The following is a 17,049-nucleotide window of genomic DNA, read 5'->3' on the forward strand; positions in this document are numbered from 1 at the left end:
TTACATCAACCCATTACGGCGAGCCCATGCCCCGACCACTACTCGTTCCCCTGCTGATCTTGCTGGCTGCACTGTCATTCCAGGCCCCGGCCCAGGCACCTGTTGCGGTGCCGTCCGCCATCAAGGCGAGCGCCACCACGATCGAGTCCGAGCCTGCGCTGGAAGCCTTCGTCGCCAGCTACCTGGTCTACAAGGGCGGCAAGCAACTGGGCGAGGCGACCATGCAACTGGTGCCACAACAAGGCTCGCGCTGGCGGGTCGACCTGGTGATGCGGGGCACCCGTGGCCTGATCGGCATGGCCGGGATCAACGCCGAGCAGAGCACGGTGTTCGATCTGGCCGGCGAAACTTACCGCCCGCTGAGCCAGGCCACCGTCAACAAGAGCCTGTTCACGCGCAAGCAAACCGTGGGCATCTACGATTGGACTTCTGGTACGGCCCGGTGGCAGGGCGACGTCAAGGACACCCGCCGCCGCCCTATAGACCTGCGTCCCGGCGACATGACCGGCCTGTTGATCAACCTGGCGGTAATCCGCGATGCCGCGCCGGGCAAACAATTGGAGTATCGATTCGTCGACGACGGCCGCACCCGCGATCATCGTTACCTGGTCGCCGACGAGTACGAAAGCATCACCGTTGGCGACCTCCCGTACAAGGCGATGAAGGTCAGCCGGCTCGAGGATGGCGGCGACGAGACCATCATCTGGGTGGTCCGGAACGTACCGACCCCGATCCGCATGCTGCAACGGGAAAATGGCGAAGACACCTACGACCTGCGCCTGGTCGAATACAAAGGAGTTGACTAGATGCGGTATACCAACCTGCCCATGATTCCGACCTCAGCCAAGCTGCGCGGGCTCTTAGCCGCCGCCGCACTGCTGATTGCCAGCGCTCCGGCGATGGCGATCGAGCCGTTCACCGCCAATTACCAGGCCAGTTACATGGGCATGCAGGCCGACGGCAAGATGACCCTGGCACCGGCTGGCGACAACCGCTGGCGCTATAGCCTGGACATCAGCAATGCGCTCGCCAACCTGAGCCAGGTCACCGTGTTCGAAGAGCACGCCGGCCACTGGCGCCCGATCAGCAGCGAGGATTCATCCAAGGTGTTGGTGAAGAAGTCCGACAAGAGCGCAACCTACGACTGGAGCAAGGGTGTCGCCAACTGGAGCGGCGACGTCAAACCCGACCGGGCGGGCCCGATCAAGCTCAAGGCCGGCGACATGGATGCGTTGTTGATCAACCTTGCGTTGGTGCGCGACCAGGCGGCAGGCGAGCCGCTGAAGTACCGGCTGGTGGACGACGGCCGGGTCAAGCAACTCAGCTACAAGGTTGCGGGCAAGGACACCATCACGGTTGGCGGAAAGGAGCGTCAGGCAACCAAGGTGGTCAATACCGATGGCGACAAGCAGACCGTTGTCTGGCTGGTGGAAGGCATGCCGATCCCGGCCCGGATACTGCAGCGCAAGGATGGCAAGGACACGATCGACTTGCGGGTGAAGTCGGTGCAGTGACCTTCGGGTCTTCAATCGGTCGGCGCATTGTTAATGCGCCGACTTGGTAACGCGCCGGATACGTCACGCGTCACCCGGTCACCGGTCAACCGACACGGCGAATTTTCGCGCCCAGACCGGACAGCTTCTCCTCGATGTTCTCGTAGCCGCGGTCGAGGTGGTAGATACGGCTGATGGTGGTCTCGCCGCTGGCGACCAGCCCGGCAAGGATCAGTGACGCCGAGGCGCGCAGGTCGGTGGCCATCACCGGGGCCCCGCTGAGCTGCTCGACCCCGCGCACCACTGCCATGTGCCCGTCGACGCGGATGTCCGCGCCCAACCTCATCAGCTCGTTGACGTGCATGAAGCGGTTCTCGAAGATCGTCTCGGTCACTACCCCGACCCCATCGGCGATGCAGTTCATTGCCATGAATTGCGCCTGCATGTCGGTGGGGAACGCCGGATGCGGCGCGGTGGTCAAATCAACCGCCTTCGGCCGGCGGCCCTGCATGTCCAGGGTGATGCGGTCTCCGGCACAGTCGATCAACGCGCCGGCTTCCACCAGTTTGTCGAGCACGGCCTCCATCGTGTCCGGCCGCGCATGGTGCGCGGTAATACGACCACCGGTCATCGCCGCGGCCACCAGGAACGTTCCGGTCTCGATCCGGTCGGGCACCACCGAATGCGCGCCGCCGTGCAGCCGTTCGACACCATGGATCACGATCCGGCCGGTTGCCTCGCCCTCGATCCGCGCGCCCATCGCACGCAGGCACTCGGCCAGGTCGACGATCTCCGGCTCCATCGCGGCGTTCTCCAGCACCGTGGTGCCTTCGGCCAGCGTCGCCGCCATCATCACGTTCTCGGTCGCACCGACGCTGATCATCTCGAACACGTGCCGTGCGCCCTTCAGCCGTGAGGCGCGCGCGTTGATGAAGCCGTTTTCCACCGTGATCTTCGCGCCCAGTGCTTGCAGACCCTTGATGTGCAAGTCGACCGGACGCGAGCCGATCGCGCAGCCACCTGGCAGTGAGACTTCTGCATGGCCGTACCTGGCCAGCAGCGGGCCCAGCACCAGCACCGAGGCGCGCATGGTGCGGACCAGCTCGTAGGGCGCCACCTGACTGTGCACCGTGGTCGGATCCACAGTGATGCCGTAGCGCTCGTCAATGCTGATGCCCGCGCCGATCTCGGCCAGCAGCTTGGCGCTGGTCACCACGTCGTGCAGGTGCGGGACGTTGCTGATCGCCACCGGCGCATCGGCCAGCAGGGTCGCAAACAGGATCGGCAGCACGGCGTTCTTGGCGCCGGAAATCCGCACCTCGCCGTTCAGGACATTGCCACCTTCCACGACGATCTGTTGCATGCTCAGCCCTGCCCGGCTTCAGCGGGCGTCAATGTTTTCAGCGCGAGGGCGTGAATCTCCCCGCCCATGCGGTCACCCAGGGTCGCGTAGACCAGACGGTGTCGAGCCAGCGGCAGCTTGCCGGCAAATGCGTCGCTGACCACGGTTGCCTCGAAATGCACGCCATCCTCGCCGGATACGTCGGCGCTGGCGCCCGGCAAGCCGAGCTCGATCAGGGTTTTTATGGTGTCAGGATTCAAGGTTTCGGGTCTCGACGAAAGCGGCGAAATTGACTCGCCGGATGGAAGCAGGAATCGATCCGGATCGGACCACTCGCATGCATCCATCGCTCCACGGTGGGGACGGGTTCAGCGGATGGGGTACGCAGCCGGACAAACTGGGTAAAATCAACCCTCCCAGCCTAGCGGAAAGCCCCCTGCTCCGAAATGGCAACATCTCCCAGCCCCGTCCATGACTCCCCTGGAACCGACTTCGCCGGCAGCGGTCGTCGCGTATTCGACATCGAAGCCACGGCCCTCGCCGCGGTGGCCGCCCGGCTGGATGGCGAGTTCAGCGCCGCCTGCCGGTTGATGCTGGACGTGCGCGGCCGCGTGGTCACCACCGGCATGGGCAAGTCCGGCCATATCGCGCGCAAGATCGCCGCCACCCTGGCCTCCACCGGCACGCCCTCGTTCTACGTGCACCCCGGCGAAGCCGGCCACGGCGACCTGGGGATGATTACCGATGCCGACGTGGTCCTGGCGCTGTCCTACTCGGGCGAGAGCGATGAGGTGGCGATGCTGTTGCCCGGCCTGAAGCGCCAGGGCAACCGGTTGATCTCGATGACCGGTCGCAGCAACTCCACGCTGGCGCTCGCGTCCGATGTCCATCTTGACGTCAGCGTCCCGGCCGAAGCCTGCCCGCTGCACCTGACGCCCACTTCCAGCACCACAGCCTCGTTGGCGATGGGCGATGCCCTTGCCGTCGCCTTGCTGGAAGCGCGCGGCTTCACCGCCGACGATTTCGCCCGCTCGCACCCGGCCGGCGCACTCGGCCGGCGCCTGCTGCTGCACATCGCCGACATCATGCACGACGGCGACCAGGTCCCCCGCGTCAAGGCCGATGCCAGCGTCAGCGAGGCGCTGGTGGAGATGAGCCGCAAGCGGCTGGGCATGACCGCGATCGTCGATGACACCGGCAAGCTGTTGGGGCTGTATACCGACGGCGACCTGCGACGCAGCCTGGACGACAGCGATGTCGACCTGCGAAGCACCCCGATTGCCCAGGTGATGACCAGGTCACCCCGCACGATCGGTTCGGGCGCGCTCGCGGTGGAGGCGGCGCAACTGATGGAAGCGCACAAGATCAGCGGATTGCTGGTGGTCGATCCGGACAACCACGTGGTCGGAGCGCTCAACATTCACGATCTGTTGCGCGCCCGGGTGGTGTAAAGACCTATGTCCGACAATTACCTGGACGACACTCCTGCGGCGATTATCGAGCGCGCCAAGCGCGTGCGACTGGCCTGTTTCGACATTGACGGCACGCTGACCGATGGCCGCTTGCTGTTTGACAGCGAAGGCGGCGAGCTCAAGGCGTTCCATGTGCACGACGGCCTCGGCCTGGTGCTGTTGCGCAAAGCCGGGGTCGAAGTGGCGTTCGTCACCGCGCGCGCGAGCACGATTGTCGAGCGCCGCGGTGCCGAGCTCGGGCTCACCGAGGTCCACACCGCGGTCAAGGACAAGCTGGCGCGGGTGGGTGAGATCGCGGCAAGACTGGGCGTCGGTCTGGACCAGGTGTCGTTCATGGGCGATGACCTGCCCGACCTGCCGACGATGCAGCAGGTAGGCTTTGCAGTTGCGCCGACCACCGCCCATCCGTGGGTACGCGATCGCGCACACTGGTGCACCACCCTCGCGGCAGGTGCGGGTGCGGCCCGCGAGTTCTGCGACCTGGTGCTGGCCGCCCAAGGCCGGCTCCCGGCCGTGCTCGACGAGGGTCATGCCGACCAGGGTCATGCCGACGCGCGTTCCACCGGCCAGGTCCCGACCATCGCCGCACGGGACAACGCATGAACTGGCGCGTGGCCATCATCATGGTGCTGCTTGCTGGCGCTGCGATCAGTGGCTGGTCGCTGTGGACCAAGTGGGGCGACAACACCCCCGCTTTGACGGAGGCCGCCGGTGCCCGCCCCGACTACGTGCTCAACGACTTCGAACTGGTGGCGTTGAATGACCAGGGCCAGGAATCGTTCACGCTGCGCGCGCCCCTGCTGACCCGCGACCCAGGTACCGAAGCGATGGAAATTGCCACGCCCCTGTTCCTGATCCCGCCACAGGCGGACAGCGATGGCGATGCCTGGCAGGTCCGGTCAAAAACCGGCTGGATCAGCGGCGACGGTGACGAGCTGCGCCTGCACGGCGCGGTCAAGGCCACCAACGAGGGCGGCAACGATGCTCCGGTCACCATCACCACCGAGCAGCTGAATGTATTCCCCGAGAAGGACCTGGTGACATCCACGGTCGCGGTCACGATTAATCAGCCGGGCTCTATACTTCGCGGCAATGGGCTGGAGGTGGATCTGGCCAGCAAGCAATACACGCTCAAATCCAAGGTCAATTCCCGCTATGTCCCGTAACCATTCGATGTCATCCGCCCCCTGGCTACTGCTGGCGATGCTGGTCGCTTGCGGCTCGTCGGCCTTCGCGCGCCAGTCCGACCGCAACCAGCCGATGGATATCAACGCCGGCAAGCAGGTCGGCAGCCTGGACGACAGCATCCCTACGGTCTTGTCCGGCAACGTCACCATCGATCAGGGCAGCCTGCACGCTGAAGCGACACGAGCGGAGATACACACCAGCAACGGCGACATCGCACGTGTGGTGCTGACCGGTTCGCCCGCGACCTTGGAACAGCAAATGGACGACGGCACCCGCATGACCGCCGTCGCCAGCAAGATCGACTACAACGTCACCACCGACAACGTGGTGTTCACCGGTAACGTCGACATCAAGCAGCCACGCGGCACGCTGAGTGGCGAGCGCGTGGTGTACAACATGACCAGCGGCCAGGTCACCAGCGGCGGTGAAGGCAATGGCCGGGTGAAGATGCGGATCATGCCCAAGACCACCGGCAGCAAGCAACCCGCTGCGGACTCCGGCGCAACGCCGGCGCAAGCCCAACCGGTCGAGAGCGACGGCAGCGACGCCGACAGCCCCGTGGAGGGCGGCTGATGCTGGTCGCCAAGGGACTGCGCAAGTCCTATCGTTCGCGCGAGGTCGTGCGCGATTTCGGCCTGACCCTGGACGCCGGCGAAGTGGTCGGCCTGCTCGGTCCCAACGGCGCGGGCAAGACCACCTGTTTCTACATGATCGTCGGGCTGGTTCCGGCCGATGCCGGCCAGATCATGCTCGATGGCAAGGACATCACCGGCGAGCCGATGTATGCGCGCGCCAGATACGGCGTGGGCTACCTGCCACAGGAACCGTCGGTGTTCCGCAAGCTGACCGTCGCCGACAACCTGCGCGTGGTGCTGGAGCTGCGCGATGATCTCGACAAGGCCGGGCGCGAGCGCGAACTGGCCGCATTGATGGACGAGCTGCAGGTCAGCCACGTCGCCGAGCAACTGGGGGCGAGCCTGTCGGGTGGCGAACGTCGCCGGGTGGAGATCGCCCGCGCACTGGCCGGCAATCCGCGTTTGATGTTGCTGGACGAACCGTTCGCCGGCGTCGACCCGATCTCGGTCGGCGAGATCCAGCGCATCGTGCGCCACCTCAAGAACCGCGGCATCGGCGTGCTGATCACCGACCACAACGTGCGCGAGACCTTGGGGATTTGTGACCGGGCGTATATCCTCAACGATGGTGGCGTGCTCGCGCAGGGGGCTCCGGACGCGCTGCTGGCCAATCCCGACGTCCGTCGCGTCTATCTGGGCGACGCCTTCCGCTTGTAGCCGGAAGGCTTGTACCCGGTGCAGTCCATACCGGGCATGATGCATGTGTAGCGGCCGTCTCCACTATCGGGTCGCGTTGCCTTTTGATCATGAAGCCCCAACTACAAATCTCGCTCGGCCAGCATCTGGTGATGACGCCGCAATTGCAGCAGGCGATTCGCCTGTTGCAACTGTCGGCAGTCGAACTGGACGCCGAACTGGTCACCGCGGTCGAGAGCAATCCGCTGCTGGACTGGGCCGAGACCATGGTTGCGGACGGCCCGGCGGACTCGCCGGCCGGTGCCGGCGACCAGGAATCCATCGGCCGCGATACGCCCGCACCGACGGAAGCGGAATGGAGCGGCGGCGATGGCGAGACCTGGTACCAACGCTCCGGTCCACGCGACCCCGACGATGATGATCAATCGTCCGACCAGGTAGCCGAGCCCGACAGCCTGCAAGACCACCTGTTGTGGCAACTGCATCTCAGCCCATTGTCGCCACGCGACCGCCACATCGCGGTGAGATTGATCGAGGCGATCGACGATGACGGCTACTTCCGCGAATCACTGGAATCCATCGCCGCCGCGCTCGCCCCGGAACTACAGGTGGACGACGGGGAAATCTGCACCGCGTTGTGCCAGATCCAGCGCTTCGACCCGGTCGGGGTCGGCGCACGCGACCTGGGCGAGTGTCTGCGCCTGCAGCTGGAGCCGTTGTGCGGGGACACCCCGGGCAAGGCATTGGCACTGCAACTGACCGATGGTCCGCTGGAGCGCTTGCCGCGCATTGGTATCGCCGGGCTCGCCGCGCAGATGAAGCTGGCGGTCGAACAGGTCGAGACTGCGGTGCAACTGCTGCGCACGCTGGATCCGCGTCCCGGAGCCAGCATCGGCGCCATCGCCCATGACACCTACGTCTCCCCGGACGTGGTGATCTGGCGCCAGCATGGCCTGTGGCACGTTGCGCTATCGGAAAGCATGCGTCCACGGGTCAGCATCCACCGCGGTTACGAAGGCATGATCGGCAAAGCCAGCAGCGCCGACGCCAGTTACCTCAAGGGCCACCTGCAGGAAGCTCGCTGGCTGCTCAAGAGTCTGGAGGCGCGCGGTGAAACCATGCTCAAGGTGGCCCGCTGCCTGATCAGCCAGCAGGCCGGATTCCTGGAGTTCGGTGACAGCGCGCTGCGGCCATTGACCTTGCGTGAAGTGGCCGCCGAGATCGGCATGCATGAATCCACCGTATCGCGCGCTGTATCGCGCAAATATGCGCGCACCCCGCGCGGCACCATACCGTTGCGCAATTTCTTCGCCTCCGGCATCGATACCGGCGGTGGCGGCGAAGCGTCCAGCACCGCCATCCAGTCGATGATCCGCAAGCTGGTCGACGCCGAGAATCCGCGCAAGCCCCTTTCCGATGCGCGACTGGCCGATGCCCTGAAACAGGCAGGCATTCCGGTCGCCCGCCGTACCGTGGCCAAGTACCGCGAAGCCATGGGGATTTACCCGTCCAAGGACCGGGTGCGAATCGCCTGATCTGGACCGCCAACCGGCCGCTGGCTGGGCTATGCTGAACTCCCGTCGCGACGTTAGAGGAGTCCTCCCATGCGTATCGAAGTCTACGGCCAGCAGATCGACATCACCGCCGCCCTCCAGGATCACGTGGAAACCAAGCTCGCGCGCCTGCAGCGCCACTTTGAGCAGCCGTTCGAAGTGCGGGTTCAGCTGGGCCTGGACAAGCCCGACCAACGTGCCGAGGCCACCATCACCTGCGCCGGGAGGACCTTTCATGCCGTCGCGGCGGCGGCTGACATGTACGCCGCCGTCGACCTGCTGACCGACAAGCTGGACCGGCTGCTGATCAAGCACAAGGACAAACAGGTCGACCAGCACCGCCGTGCCGAGAGCCTGGCGCGTATCACCGAACCCGGCTAGTCCCAATGCCCCTGCACCAACTGCTCGACGGCGACCGCATCGCGATCGTCCCTGGATCCCACACCCGCGCGACGGTGATCGACACCGCCGCGCGGATGCTGGCGACCCAGGACGACTACCCATCGATCCGCGACAGCCTGCGCTCACGCGAGCGCCTGGCCAGCACCGCGATCGGCCACGGGGTGGCGATTCCACACGGCCGGACCGGTTTGGTCGGGCACACCCGCGGGGCATTCCTGCACCTGCTCGAGCCGGTGGACTTCGGCGCCCTCGACGGCCAGCCGGTCGACCTGGTGCTGGCAATGGTGGTGCCCGAGCACTTCGTGCATGAGCATCTGGAACAGTTGGCCGAACTGGCCGAACAATTCTCCGTTACCGGCTTTTGCACCCGTCTGCGCCTGGCCAGCAACGTCGATGAACTGCGCCGCCGCCTGTTGCAACCGCTCGCACACCACCAGGTGGCGTGATGCCGATACCGTGCGCGCGCATCAGTGCCAACGAGCTGTTCGACCAGCAGCGCGAGCGCCTCAAGCTGCGTTGGTTTGCCGGCCAGGCGGGCGGCGATCGCATGCTGGAAGCGGTGGAAACCGTGGCCCGGCGGCCGTCGCTGGCCGGTTACCTGAACGCGATCTATCCCAACAAAGTGCAGATACTGGGCACCGAGGAATTGACCTGGCTGGATTCGCTGGACTCGCGCCACCGCTGGGAGACGATCGAGAAGATCATCCAGTTCCGGCCGCTGGCGCTGGTGATCACCAAGGGCCAGGACTGTCCCACCGACCTGATCGAAGCCGCCGAGGAATCGCTGACTCCACTGTGGGGTTCACCGGCGCGTGGGCACGAGTTGCTCAACCACCTGCAATACCACCTGGCTCGTGCCCTGGCGCCACGAATCACCCTGCATGGGGTATTCATGGAGATCTATTCGATCGGCGTGCTGATTACCGGCGATGCCGGCGCCGGCAAAAGCGAGTTGGCGCTGGAGCTGGTAAGCCGTGGCCACCGACTGGTCGCCGACGATGCACCGGAGTTCACCCAGATCGCGCCGGACGTGCTTGACGGTACCTGTCCCGAGTTGCTCCAGGACCTGTTGGAAGTCCGCGGCCTGGGGGTGCTGAACATCCGCCAGATGTTTGGCGACACCGCCGTCAAGACCAATAAATACCTGCGCCTGATCATCCATCTAACCCGTCCCAGCGAGACCAGCGAGCTCGATGGGATGGCACGGTTGACCGGCGATAACCAGACCCGCCGGGTGCACGACCTGGACGTACCGATGAGCTCGCTGCCGGTGATGCCGGGACGCAACCTGGCGGTATTGGCCGAGGCCGCGACCCGCCTGCACAGCTTGCGCATGAAAGGCATGGACCCGGCAGCGGCGTTCATCGCCCGGCACAACAACTTCCTCGAACGTGGCACCAGCTGATGGCCAACAACCTGCCCACTTCCTCGCCCTCCTCGGAGCCGACCCGCACCAGGTCCGCGGACACCCGCGCGGGCACCGACGCGCTGGTCATCGTCAGCGGCATGTCGGGTTCCGGCAAGTCGGTGGCGTTGAAGACCTTCGAGGACCTGGGCTACTACTGCGTGGACAACCTGCCGGCCGAGTTGCTGCCCGCATTCGTGCGCAGCGCCACCGGGGGCTCGACCACGGCCAAGCTTGCGGTCGGTATCGATGTGCGCAACAGCCACAGCGACCTGAGCAACATCCCGACCTGGCTGTCGGAGGTCGGAAAGCTCGGCCTGGACCCGCGACTGGTGTTCTTCGAGTGTCGCGACGACATCCTGCTCAAGCGCTACGCCGATACCCGCAGACGCCATCCACTGAGCCACCTGGGCCTGTCGCTTCCCGACGCGATTGCGCTGGAGCGCCAGGTACTGCGGCCGCTGCGACAGCTGGCCGACGTCGACCTCGATACCAGCGACCTGAATGTCCACCAGTTGCGGCGCCACGTCATCACCGAGTTCGCGCTGGGCAACGACAGCGCGGTGTCACTGTTGTTCGAATCGTTCGCCTACCGCCATGGCGTGCCGAAGGACGCGGATTTCGTGTTCGACGCCCGTTGCCTGCCCAACCCGCACTGGGACCCGATCCTGCGGCCGTTGTCGGGACGCGATGGTGCGGTTGGCGATTATTTCGCCGCCCAGCCACTGGTCAACCAGTTCGTCGAACAAGTCAGTGGTTTCCTGGATACCTGGTTGCCGCGACTGCACGAAGACACCAGCCGCAGCTACATCACCGTGGCGTTCGGCTGTACCGGCGGGCGACACCGCTCGGTTTACCTGGCCGAACGCATGGCCCGGCACGCACGTGAGCAGGGATGGGACGAGGTCGCGGTCCACCATCGCGAGATCGACTGAGCCATGGCCGTCGGCATACTCCTCATTACCCACGAAGGCATCGGTAGCGCCGTGCTGGCGGTCGCCTCACGACTGCTGAACCCGTTGCCGCTGCGGGCCGAGGCGCTGGAGGTGCCGTTTGACGGCGACCCCGACCAGCTCTTGCCCGGCGCCAGCGCCGCGTTGCGCCGGGTGGATGGCGGCGACGGCGTGCTGGTGCTGACGGACCTGTACGGCTCCACGCCCAGCAACCTGGCCGCCAAGCTGGCCGCGCTGGGCACCCCGGTCCGGCGGGTTTCCGCGTTGAGCTTGCCGATGTTGTTGCGGGTGATGAACTACGCCGAGCTGGACCTGGACCAATTGCCGGCCGTGGCGGGAGCTGGCGCGCGCAACGGCGTGCGGCTGGATGACAGCTGATCATGGCGCTGGCACCGATGCAATGCCCTTCACTGTTGACTACAGCCCCGTGACTACCGCTTCTGGAAGCTTGCCATGATCGAACGCGAATTGACCGTCTCCAACCGTTTGGGCCTGCATGCCCGCGCCACCGCCAAACTGGTGCAACTGCTATCGGGTTACCAGTGCAGCGCGACGCTGATTGCCAAAGGTCGCGAGGTCAACGCCAAGAGCATCATGGGGGTGATGTTGCTGGCTGCCGGTCAAGGCACCCAGGTCCGGTTGCGGGTCGATGGCGACGATGAATCGGCCGTCGCGGAGGCAGTCAGCGCGTTGTTCGAACGTTGCTTTGACGAGGACCAGTAGGATCAAGCGGATACGACAGGAGCTTCGCGGACAACCGGCCTCGCGCGGCAACGCACTGGGCCGTGCCCGCGTGCGCCTGCCGCATGTGCTGGACGTGATCGAGGAGCGCATCGCGCCCGATGCCGTTGACGCCGAGCTGGAACGACTGCACAGCGCAATCGATCGCGTGCGCAACGACATGCACGGGCTGCGCGACCAGTTGCAAGGGGCGCTGGCGCACGAGGTCGGCGAGTTCCTGGATCTGCACGCCCTGCTTCTGGACGATCCGGAGCTGCTCAAGGGGCTGGACGAGCTGATACGCAGCGATCGCTACAGCGCCGACTATGCACTGCGGCTGCAACGCGATCGCATCGCCGCGGTGTTCGCCACCATGGACGATGATTACTTCCGCAGCCGGCTGGACGATATCGACCAGGTGATCGGCCGCGTCCACGCCGCATTGCACCGTCGCGCCAGCGGGATGAAAGGCGTCGCCGGCGATATCCTGGTCAGCGACAACGTCGCCCCGGCCGAGCTAGCCCAACTGCAGGCCCAGGGCGTGGTCGCGATCGTGACCGCCAGTGGCAGCCCGTTGTCGCATAGCGCCATCCTTGCCCGCAGCCTGCACCTGCCGCTGGTGGTGGGCGTGGCCAGCGTGCTGCAGCGAATCAACGATGGCGACGCGCTGATCGTCGATGGCGGCACCGGCACGGTGATCCTGGAACCGGCACCGGCGGACCTGCGCCGCCACCGCACCGCGCAACGCGGCTACGTGCGCGAACGACGCGAGCTCAATCGCCTGCGTCGCGAGCCCAACCGGACCCGCGACGATACCGAGATCGAGCTGTACGCCAATGCGGAATCGCGCGCCGACGTTGCGGAGGCGCACGCATTGGGCGCCACCGGGATCGGCCTGTATCGCACCGAGTTCCTGTTCCTGCAGCGCAATGAACTGCCGGACGAGCATGAGCAATTCCAGGCCTATCGCGATGTGATCCTGGGTATGAGCGGGCGTCCGGTGACCATCCGAACCCTCGACGTCGGCGCCGACAAGGCGGACCGCACCGACCTGGCCCTGCGCGACGAATCAAACCCCGCGCTGGGCCTGCGTGGGATACGGTTGTCGCTGGCGCGCGCCGACTTGCTGGAGACCCAGTTGCGCGCCCTGCTGCGTGCGTCGGGCTACGGGCCGCTGCGGATCCTGCTGCCGATGATTACCAGCCGTGATGAAGTGCGCCAGGCGCGTCAGCACATCAAGCGTATTGCTCGCGACCTGCAGGGCGAAGGCCATGAGATGGCCGGCCATGTCGCGGTGGGCGCGATGATCGAGGTCCCGGCGGCGGCGATTTCGCTGGCGGATTTTATTGGCGAGACGGACTTCCTGTCCATCGGCACCAATGACCTGATCCAGTACCTGCTCGCCGCCGACCGCAACAACGAGGCACTCGGCGAGCTGTACACCTTGCTGCACCCGGCCGTGCTGCGGGTGTTGCGCGATGTGATCCGGGTGGCAAAACGGCGCCAGGTGCCGATTGCGCTATGCGGCGAGGTTGCCGGCGATGCCCGTTTTGCCCCGCTGCTGCTGGCGCTGGGGCTGGAGCAATTCAGCATGCATCCGACCAGCCTGCTAGAGGTGCGCCGCACCATCCGCGACTGCGACCTGGCCCGGCTGCGCGCCCACGCACCGGCATTGATGCGCGCGCGCGACCGCGGCGAGATTGAGCGTTGGCTGGACAACCAGCTCGGTCATTGACCAGCGGTTGTCCCGGCGGCGGCCTCACAACGACCCGGACCGGCAGCGACCGCGGCCAGCAGCATGTCGGTATCACGATCGACCAAAATGAACACCATGCCGTCGGAGGTCCACGCGTCGGTCTGTTCGGTCCCCATGGGCTCGTCGCTGCGAGCAAAAACCTTGCGCTCGTCCGCGCCAATCTGGATCTCGATCTTCGAGCTCATCGACAACGGCACATCCCAGTTGACCGCGCTGCGATACGTGCCGTCCGGTGCACAACCCGGGCCGGCCGGGGTCACGGTGAACGTCACCCCGGGCTCCGCGAACGGCAATTGCGAGGGCACCTCGGGTACGCTGCAAGCGGCAAGCATCAAACCGGTGACAAGGGCAATCGCCGAGTGGCGGACAAGTCTGGGTGTCGGATAGCACATGTTGAAAACCGGGTCGGAAATAATGGCGTATCAATACCACGAAGTCGCCGGCATCGACCCTTATCGCTGGGCACAAACGCCGGGAGCAGGGATAATCCTTCGATGACCACATGAAGCTGGTCGCATCCGGCGCGGGTGCGGCTTCCTGACCAGGAGCACGCATGGCCGAAGCCGTCCGCCACGACAAGACCTCGCATCAGTTGCGGATGCTCTCCGACGCCCTCGACAGCGGGCGCCTGGGCCCGGTACGACGGCTCGTCAATACCCTTTCCCCGGCCGAGATCGGCAACCTGCTGGAATCGCTGCCGCTGGGCAAGCGGGTCATCGTCTGGGGACTGGTGGATCCCGAGGACGACGGTGAGGTCCTGGTCCACGTCGGCGACGAGGTGCGCGAAAGCCTGCTGGCGGACATGGACCCCGACGAGATCATCGCCGCGGTCGGCGACCTCGACATCGATGACCTTGCCGACCTGGTCGAAGACCTGCCCGACACCGTCATCGATGAAGTGCTCAAGTCGATGGACCGGGAAAACCGCGAGCGCCTCGAGCAGGTGCTTTCCTACCCCGAAGGCACCGCCGGGCGCCTGATGAACCCCGACGTGGTGACCGTGCGCGCCGACACCACCGTCGACGTGGTGCTGCGCTTCCTGCGCCTGCGCGGCGAGCTGCCCGAACACACCGACCACCTCTACGTGGTCAGTCGGCGCCATCAGTACCGCGGCCGGATCGCCCTGGCCGCATTGCTGACCCACGAACCGTCCACGCCGATCAACCGCCTGCTCGACGACGAGCAGCCGGCATTCGACGTGGACGAATCGGCGAACGAGGTGGCCCGCCAGTTCTCCGATCACGACTGGCTGAGCGCACCGGTGGTCGATGACACCCACACCTTGCTGGGCCGCATCACCGTCGATGACGTGGTCGACATCATCCGCGAACAAGCCGAACACCAGGCCTTGAGCGCGGCAGGCCTGGACGAGGACGAGGACATGTTCAGCCCGGCCCGGCGCGCGTTCCGACGCCGGTTGATCTGGCTCGGTGTAAACCTGTGCACGGCGTTCTTGGCGGCCGGCGTGATTGGTCGCTTCGAAGGCTCGATCGAGAAGATCGTCGCACTGGCGATCCTGATGCCGATCGTGGCGGGGATGGGTGGCAATGCCGGCACCCAGGTACTTGCGCTGATGATCCGGGGACTGGCCCTGGGCCAGATCGGCGCCTCCAACGTCGGCGAGCTGCTGCGCAAGGAACTTGCCGTCGCCCTGATCAACGGCCTGTGCCTGGGCATCGGATTGGGAGTTATCGTACTGCTGTGGTTCCGCGACCCGATGTTGTCGCTGGTGATCGGCGTCGCCCTGACCATCAACCTGCTGACCGCCGCCGCCGGCGGTGTACTGGTCCCACTGAGCCTGAAGCGGATGGGCTTTGACCCGGCATTGGCCGGTGGGGTTCTGCTGACCACGATCACCGACGTGATGGGGTTCCTGAGTTTCCTGGGGCTGGCGACCCTGGTGTTGCTGAACTGAAGCCCGGGCGGTGGCAAACGGACGGCGCGCCCCTCGGAAGGCCGGCTTCCCGTTCGCTCTCATGCTCATTCAATCGCGATCCAACGGGCTGAGCACCCCGCCCGCTCCGCGACCCAGGACGTGGGTATAGATCTGCGTGGTCGCCACGTCCTTGTGGCCGAGCAGCTCCTGCACCGTGCGGATGTCGTGTCCGGCCTCCAGCAGATGGGTGGCGAACGAGTGACGCAGGGTATGGCACGTGGCCGGCTTGCGGATGCGCGCCAGATCGCGCGCCCGCTTCACCGCACGTTGCAATACGCTCTCATCGACATGATGGCGGCGCAGCCGCCCACTGCGCGGATCCACCGACAGCCGCGTCGCGGCGAACACGTATTGCCAACCCAGCTCCCGTCCAGCGTTGGGATACTTGCGATCCAGCGCATTGGGCAACCAGACCGAGGCCACGCCGTCAGCCTGGTCGCCCTCATGAATCACCCGCACGCGCTCAACGCTCTCCAACAGCGGCGTGCGCAGCTTCATCGGCAGCGGCACGCGTCGGTCCTTGCCACCCTTGCCGTCGCGCACACATATCTCGCCACGACCGAAGTCCACATCCTTCACCCGCAGCCGCACACACTCCATCAGCCGCATGCCGGTCCCGTAGAGCATCGCCGCCATCAACCAGGGCGTGCCTTCCAGCACGGCCAGCATCCGATTGACCTCATCGCGCGACAGCACCACCGGAATTTTCCGCGGCCGCTTTGCCCGAACCACCGACTCCATCCACGGCAGCTCAACGTCCAGGACCTCGCGGTACAGGAACAACAATGCTGCCAATGCCTGGTTCTGCGTTCCCGCGGCTACCCGCCCCTCCGTCGCCAACCCGCTCAGGAATCGCTCCACCTCGACCCCGCCCATCTCTCGCGGATGCCGTTTCCCATTGGCCAGGATGAAGCGCCGGATCCACGCCACATACGCCTGCTCCGTGCGCAGACTGTAATGCCGAAGACGCAACCGCCGACGCACCTGGTCCAGCAGGCGCGGTCGGCCCGTTCCGCTTACACCCGCATCCTTGCTGGCGTAATCCATAAAAACCCCATCCATGTCGGATAACACACCGGAGCCTGACAGAACCGAAGCCGGGCCGATGTCGGCCAAGCACTTGATGTACTGTAGGTTTTCTGCCCTTGGCGGACACTCCCACGGGCGGCATACTCGGGACTACGCTCCTTTTAGGGGCTCGAATAAGCGTTAGGCCGCACGGGGGGTGCATGCCTAGTCCAATAAAATCGGTGTTTATCGCTCTGCTTCTCGCTCCAGGGGTGGTCGTTGGACATAGCGGCGGCTTGAACAGCGAGGGGTGCCACACCAATAGAAGCACAGGCGACTATCACTGCCATCGGGGCAGTTCGGCCCAGGCACCGGCAGCGTCCCGCCAAGACCTTGCTCCTGCGAGAGCCGCGCCAGCTGGTTCCACGCAAGGCTCATTTCGCAACTGCGCGGCGGCTCGAGCCGCGGGCGCAGCGCCAGTGCGACGCGGCGATCCGGGGTACGGTTCGCATCTGGACCGTGACAATGATGGGGTCGGCTGTGAGTAGCT

21 protein-coding genes are annotated in these 17,049 nt (G+C 65.5%); 17 read left to right on the plus strand and 4 right to left on the minus strand.

Translation table 11 applies throughout. The features are described from left to right. The first annotated feature begins 26 nt into the window (after positions 1–26). Both ACW7G0_RS08955 and ACW7G0_RS08960 read left to right on the plus strand, forming a co-directional pair. Positions 27–806 (plus strand): DUF3108 domain-containing protein, encoded by a 780-nt coding sequence (locus ACW7G0_RS08955; protein ID WP_456989211.1) that lies wholly within the window; start codon positions 27–29, stop codon positions 804–806. Positions 807–830: 24 nt separating this feature from the next. Beyond that, positions 831–1,514, plus strand: coding sequence for a DUF3108 domain-containing protein (locus ACW7G0_RS08960; protein WP_456989497.1), 684 nt, complete (start codon positions 831–833; stop codon positions 1,512–1,514). A gap of 85 nt (positions 1,515–1,599) precedes the next feature. Here ACW7G0_RS08960 and murA read toward each other — a convergent pair whose 3' ends face one another. Next, positions 1,600–2,856 carry a UDP-N-acetylglucosamine 1-carboxyvinyltransferase gene (gene murA / locus ACW7G0_RS08965; protein ID WP_456989212.1) on the minus strand — a complete coding sequence of 419 codons (1,257 nt, stop codon included), beginning with the start codon at positions 2,854–2,856 and terminating at the stop codon, positions 1,600–1,602. Positions 2,857–2,858: 2 nt separating this feature from the next. Next, positions 2,859–3,095 (minus strand): BolA family protein, encoded by a 237-nt coding sequence (locus tag ACW7G0_RS08970; RefSeq protein ID WP_456960959.1) that lies wholly within the window; start codon positions 3,093–3,095, stop codon positions 2,859–2,861. A 186-nt stretch (positions 3,096–3,281) separates the two neighbouring features. Between ACW7G0_RS08970 and ACW7G0_RS08975 the strand changes: the two genes are divergently transcribed. From ACW7G0_RS08975 to ptsP, 13 genes are all read left to right on the plus strand, one after another. Further along, positions 3,282–4,286 carry a KpsF/GutQ family sugar-phosphate isomerase gene (locus ACW7G0_RS08975; RefSeq protein WP_456989213.1) on the plus strand — a complete coding sequence of 335 codons (1,005 nt, stop codon included), beginning with the start codon at positions 3,282–3,284 and terminating at the stop codon, positions 4,284–4,286. Between the two features lie 6 nt (positions 4,287–4,292). Next, positions 4,293–4,910 carry a KdsC family phosphatase gene (locus tag ACW7G0_RS08980; protein ID WP_456989214.1) on the plus strand — a complete coding sequence of 206 codons (618 nt, stop codon included), beginning with the start codon at positions 4,293–4,295 and terminating at the stop codon, positions 4,908–4,910. Further along, on the plus strand, positions 4,907–5,473 hold the full coding sequence (gene lptC, locus ACW7G0_RS08985; protein WP_456989215.1) for an LPS export ABC transporter periplasmic protein LptC: 567 nt from the start codon (positions 4,907–4,909) through the stop codon (positions 5,471–5,473). Before ACW7G0_RS08980 ends, lptC begins: the two co-directional genes overlap by 4 nt. Before the next feature lie 7 nt (positions 5,474–5,480). Further along, complete coding sequence (lptA, locus tag ACW7G0_RS08990; RefSeq protein ID WP_456989216.1) at positions 5,481–6,068, plus strand: lipopolysaccharide transport periplasmic protein LptA; 588 nt, start codon at positions 5,481–5,483, stop codon at positions 6,066–6,068. Further along, the gene (gene lptB, locus ACW7G0_RS08995) at positions 6,068–6,787 is read left to right on the plus strand and encodes an LPS export ABC transporter ATP-binding protein (RefSeq protein WP_456960954.1); all 720 of its coding nucleotides are present in this window, start codon (positions 6,068–6,070) and stop codon (positions 6,785–6,787) included. Before lptA ends, lptB begins: the two co-directional genes overlap by 1 nt. An 89-nt stretch (positions 6,788–6,876) precedes the next feature. Next, on the plus strand, positions 6,877–8,301 hold the full coding sequence (locus ACW7G0_RS09000; RefSeq protein ID WP_456989217.1) for an RNA polymerase factor sigma-54: 1,425 nt from the start codon (positions 6,877–6,879) through the stop codon (positions 8,299–8,301). A gap of 69 nt (positions 8,302–8,370) precedes the next feature. Continuing rightward, positions 8,371–8,700 (plus strand): ribosome hibernation-promoting factor, HPF/YfiA family, encoded by a 330-nt coding sequence (hpf, locus tag ACW7G0_RS09005; RefSeq protein ID WP_456960952.1) that lies wholly within the window; start codon positions 8,371–8,373, stop codon positions 8,698–8,700. A 5-nt stretch (positions 8,701–8,705) separates the two neighbouring features. Beyond that, positions 8,706–9,167 (plus strand): PTS sugar transporter subunit IIA, encoded by a 462-nt coding sequence (locus ACW7G0_RS09010; RefSeq protein ID WP_456989218.1) that lies wholly within the window; start codon positions 8,706–8,708, stop codon positions 9,165–9,167. Continuing rightward, positions 9,167–10,126: an HPr(Ser) kinase/phosphatase gene (hprK, locus tag ACW7G0_RS09015; RefSeq protein ID WP_456989219.1), complete on the plus strand. Its 960-nt coding sequence runs from the start codon at positions 9,167–9,169 to the stop codon at positions 10,124–10,126. Before ACW7G0_RS09010 ends, hprK begins: the two co-directional genes overlap by 1 nt. Then, positions 10,126–11,061: an RNase adapter RapZ gene (rapZ, locus tag ACW7G0_RS09020; RefSeq protein WP_456989220.1), complete on the plus strand. Its 936-nt coding sequence runs from the start codon at positions 10,126–10,128 to the stop codon at positions 11,059–11,061. Before hprK ends, rapZ begins: the two co-directional genes overlap by 1 nt. Positions 11,062–11,064: 3 nt before the next feature. Then, entirely contained in the window at positions 11,065–11,457 is a 393-nt protein-coding gene (locus ACW7G0_RS09025) for a PTS sugar transporter subunit IIA (RefSeq protein ID WP_456960948.1), read from the plus strand. Positions 11,458–11,532: 75 nt separating this feature from the next. Continuing rightward, complete coding sequence (locus ACW7G0_RS09030) at positions 11,533–11,802, plus strand: HPr family phosphocarrier protein (RefSeq protein WP_456960947.1); 270 nt, start codon at positions 11,533–11,535, stop codon at positions 11,800–11,802. A gap of 10 nt (positions 11,803–11,812) precedes the next feature. Further along, positions 11,813–13,534 (plus strand): phosphoenolpyruvate--protein phosphotransferase, encoded by a 1,722-nt coding sequence (gene ptsP / locus ACW7G0_RS09035; RefSeq protein ID WP_456989498.1) that lies wholly within the window; start codon positions 11,813–11,815, stop codon positions 13,532–13,534. On the opposite strand, the gene ACW7G0_RS09040 is transcribed toward ptsP, so the two are convergent. Beyond that, complete coding sequence (locus ACW7G0_RS09040) at positions 13,528–13,887, minus strand: hypothetical protein (RefSeq protein WP_456989221.1); 360 nt, start codon at positions 13,885–13,887, stop codon at positions 13,528–13,530. The two genes, ptsP and ACW7G0_RS09040, sit on opposite strands and share 7 nt — an antisense overlap. A gap of 221 nt (positions 13,888–14,108) precedes the next feature. Between ACW7G0_RS09040 and mgtE the strand changes: the two genes are divergently transcribed. Next, positions 14,109–15,470, plus strand: a complete 1,362-nt coding sequence (gene mgtE / locus ACW7G0_RS09045; RefSeq protein WP_456960945.1) for a magnesium transporter — start codon at positions 14,109–14,111, stop codon at positions 15,468–15,470. Between the two features lie 69 nt (positions 15,471–15,539). On the opposite strand, the gene ACW7G0_RS09050 is transcribed toward mgtE, so the two are convergent. Further along, positions 15,540–16,538 (minus strand): integron integrase, encoded by a 999-nt coding sequence (locus tag ACW7G0_RS09050; protein ID WP_456989499.1) that lies wholly within the window; start codon positions 16,536–16,538, stop codon positions 15,540–15,542. Positions 16,539–16,720: 182 nt separating this feature from the next. Here ACW7G0_RS09050 and ACW7G0_RS09055 point away from each other — a divergent pair, with 182 nt between their 5' ends. Further along, the gene (locus ACW7G0_RS09055) at positions 16,721–17,047 is read left to right on the plus strand and encodes an excalibur calcium-binding domain-containing protein (RefSeq protein ID WP_456989222.1); all 327 of its coding nucleotides are present in this window, start codon (positions 16,721–16,723) and stop codon (positions 17,045–17,047) included. Positions 17,048–17,049: the final 2 nt, after the last annotated feature.

The organism is Lysobacter sp. A286 (genome assembly GCF_054052105.1).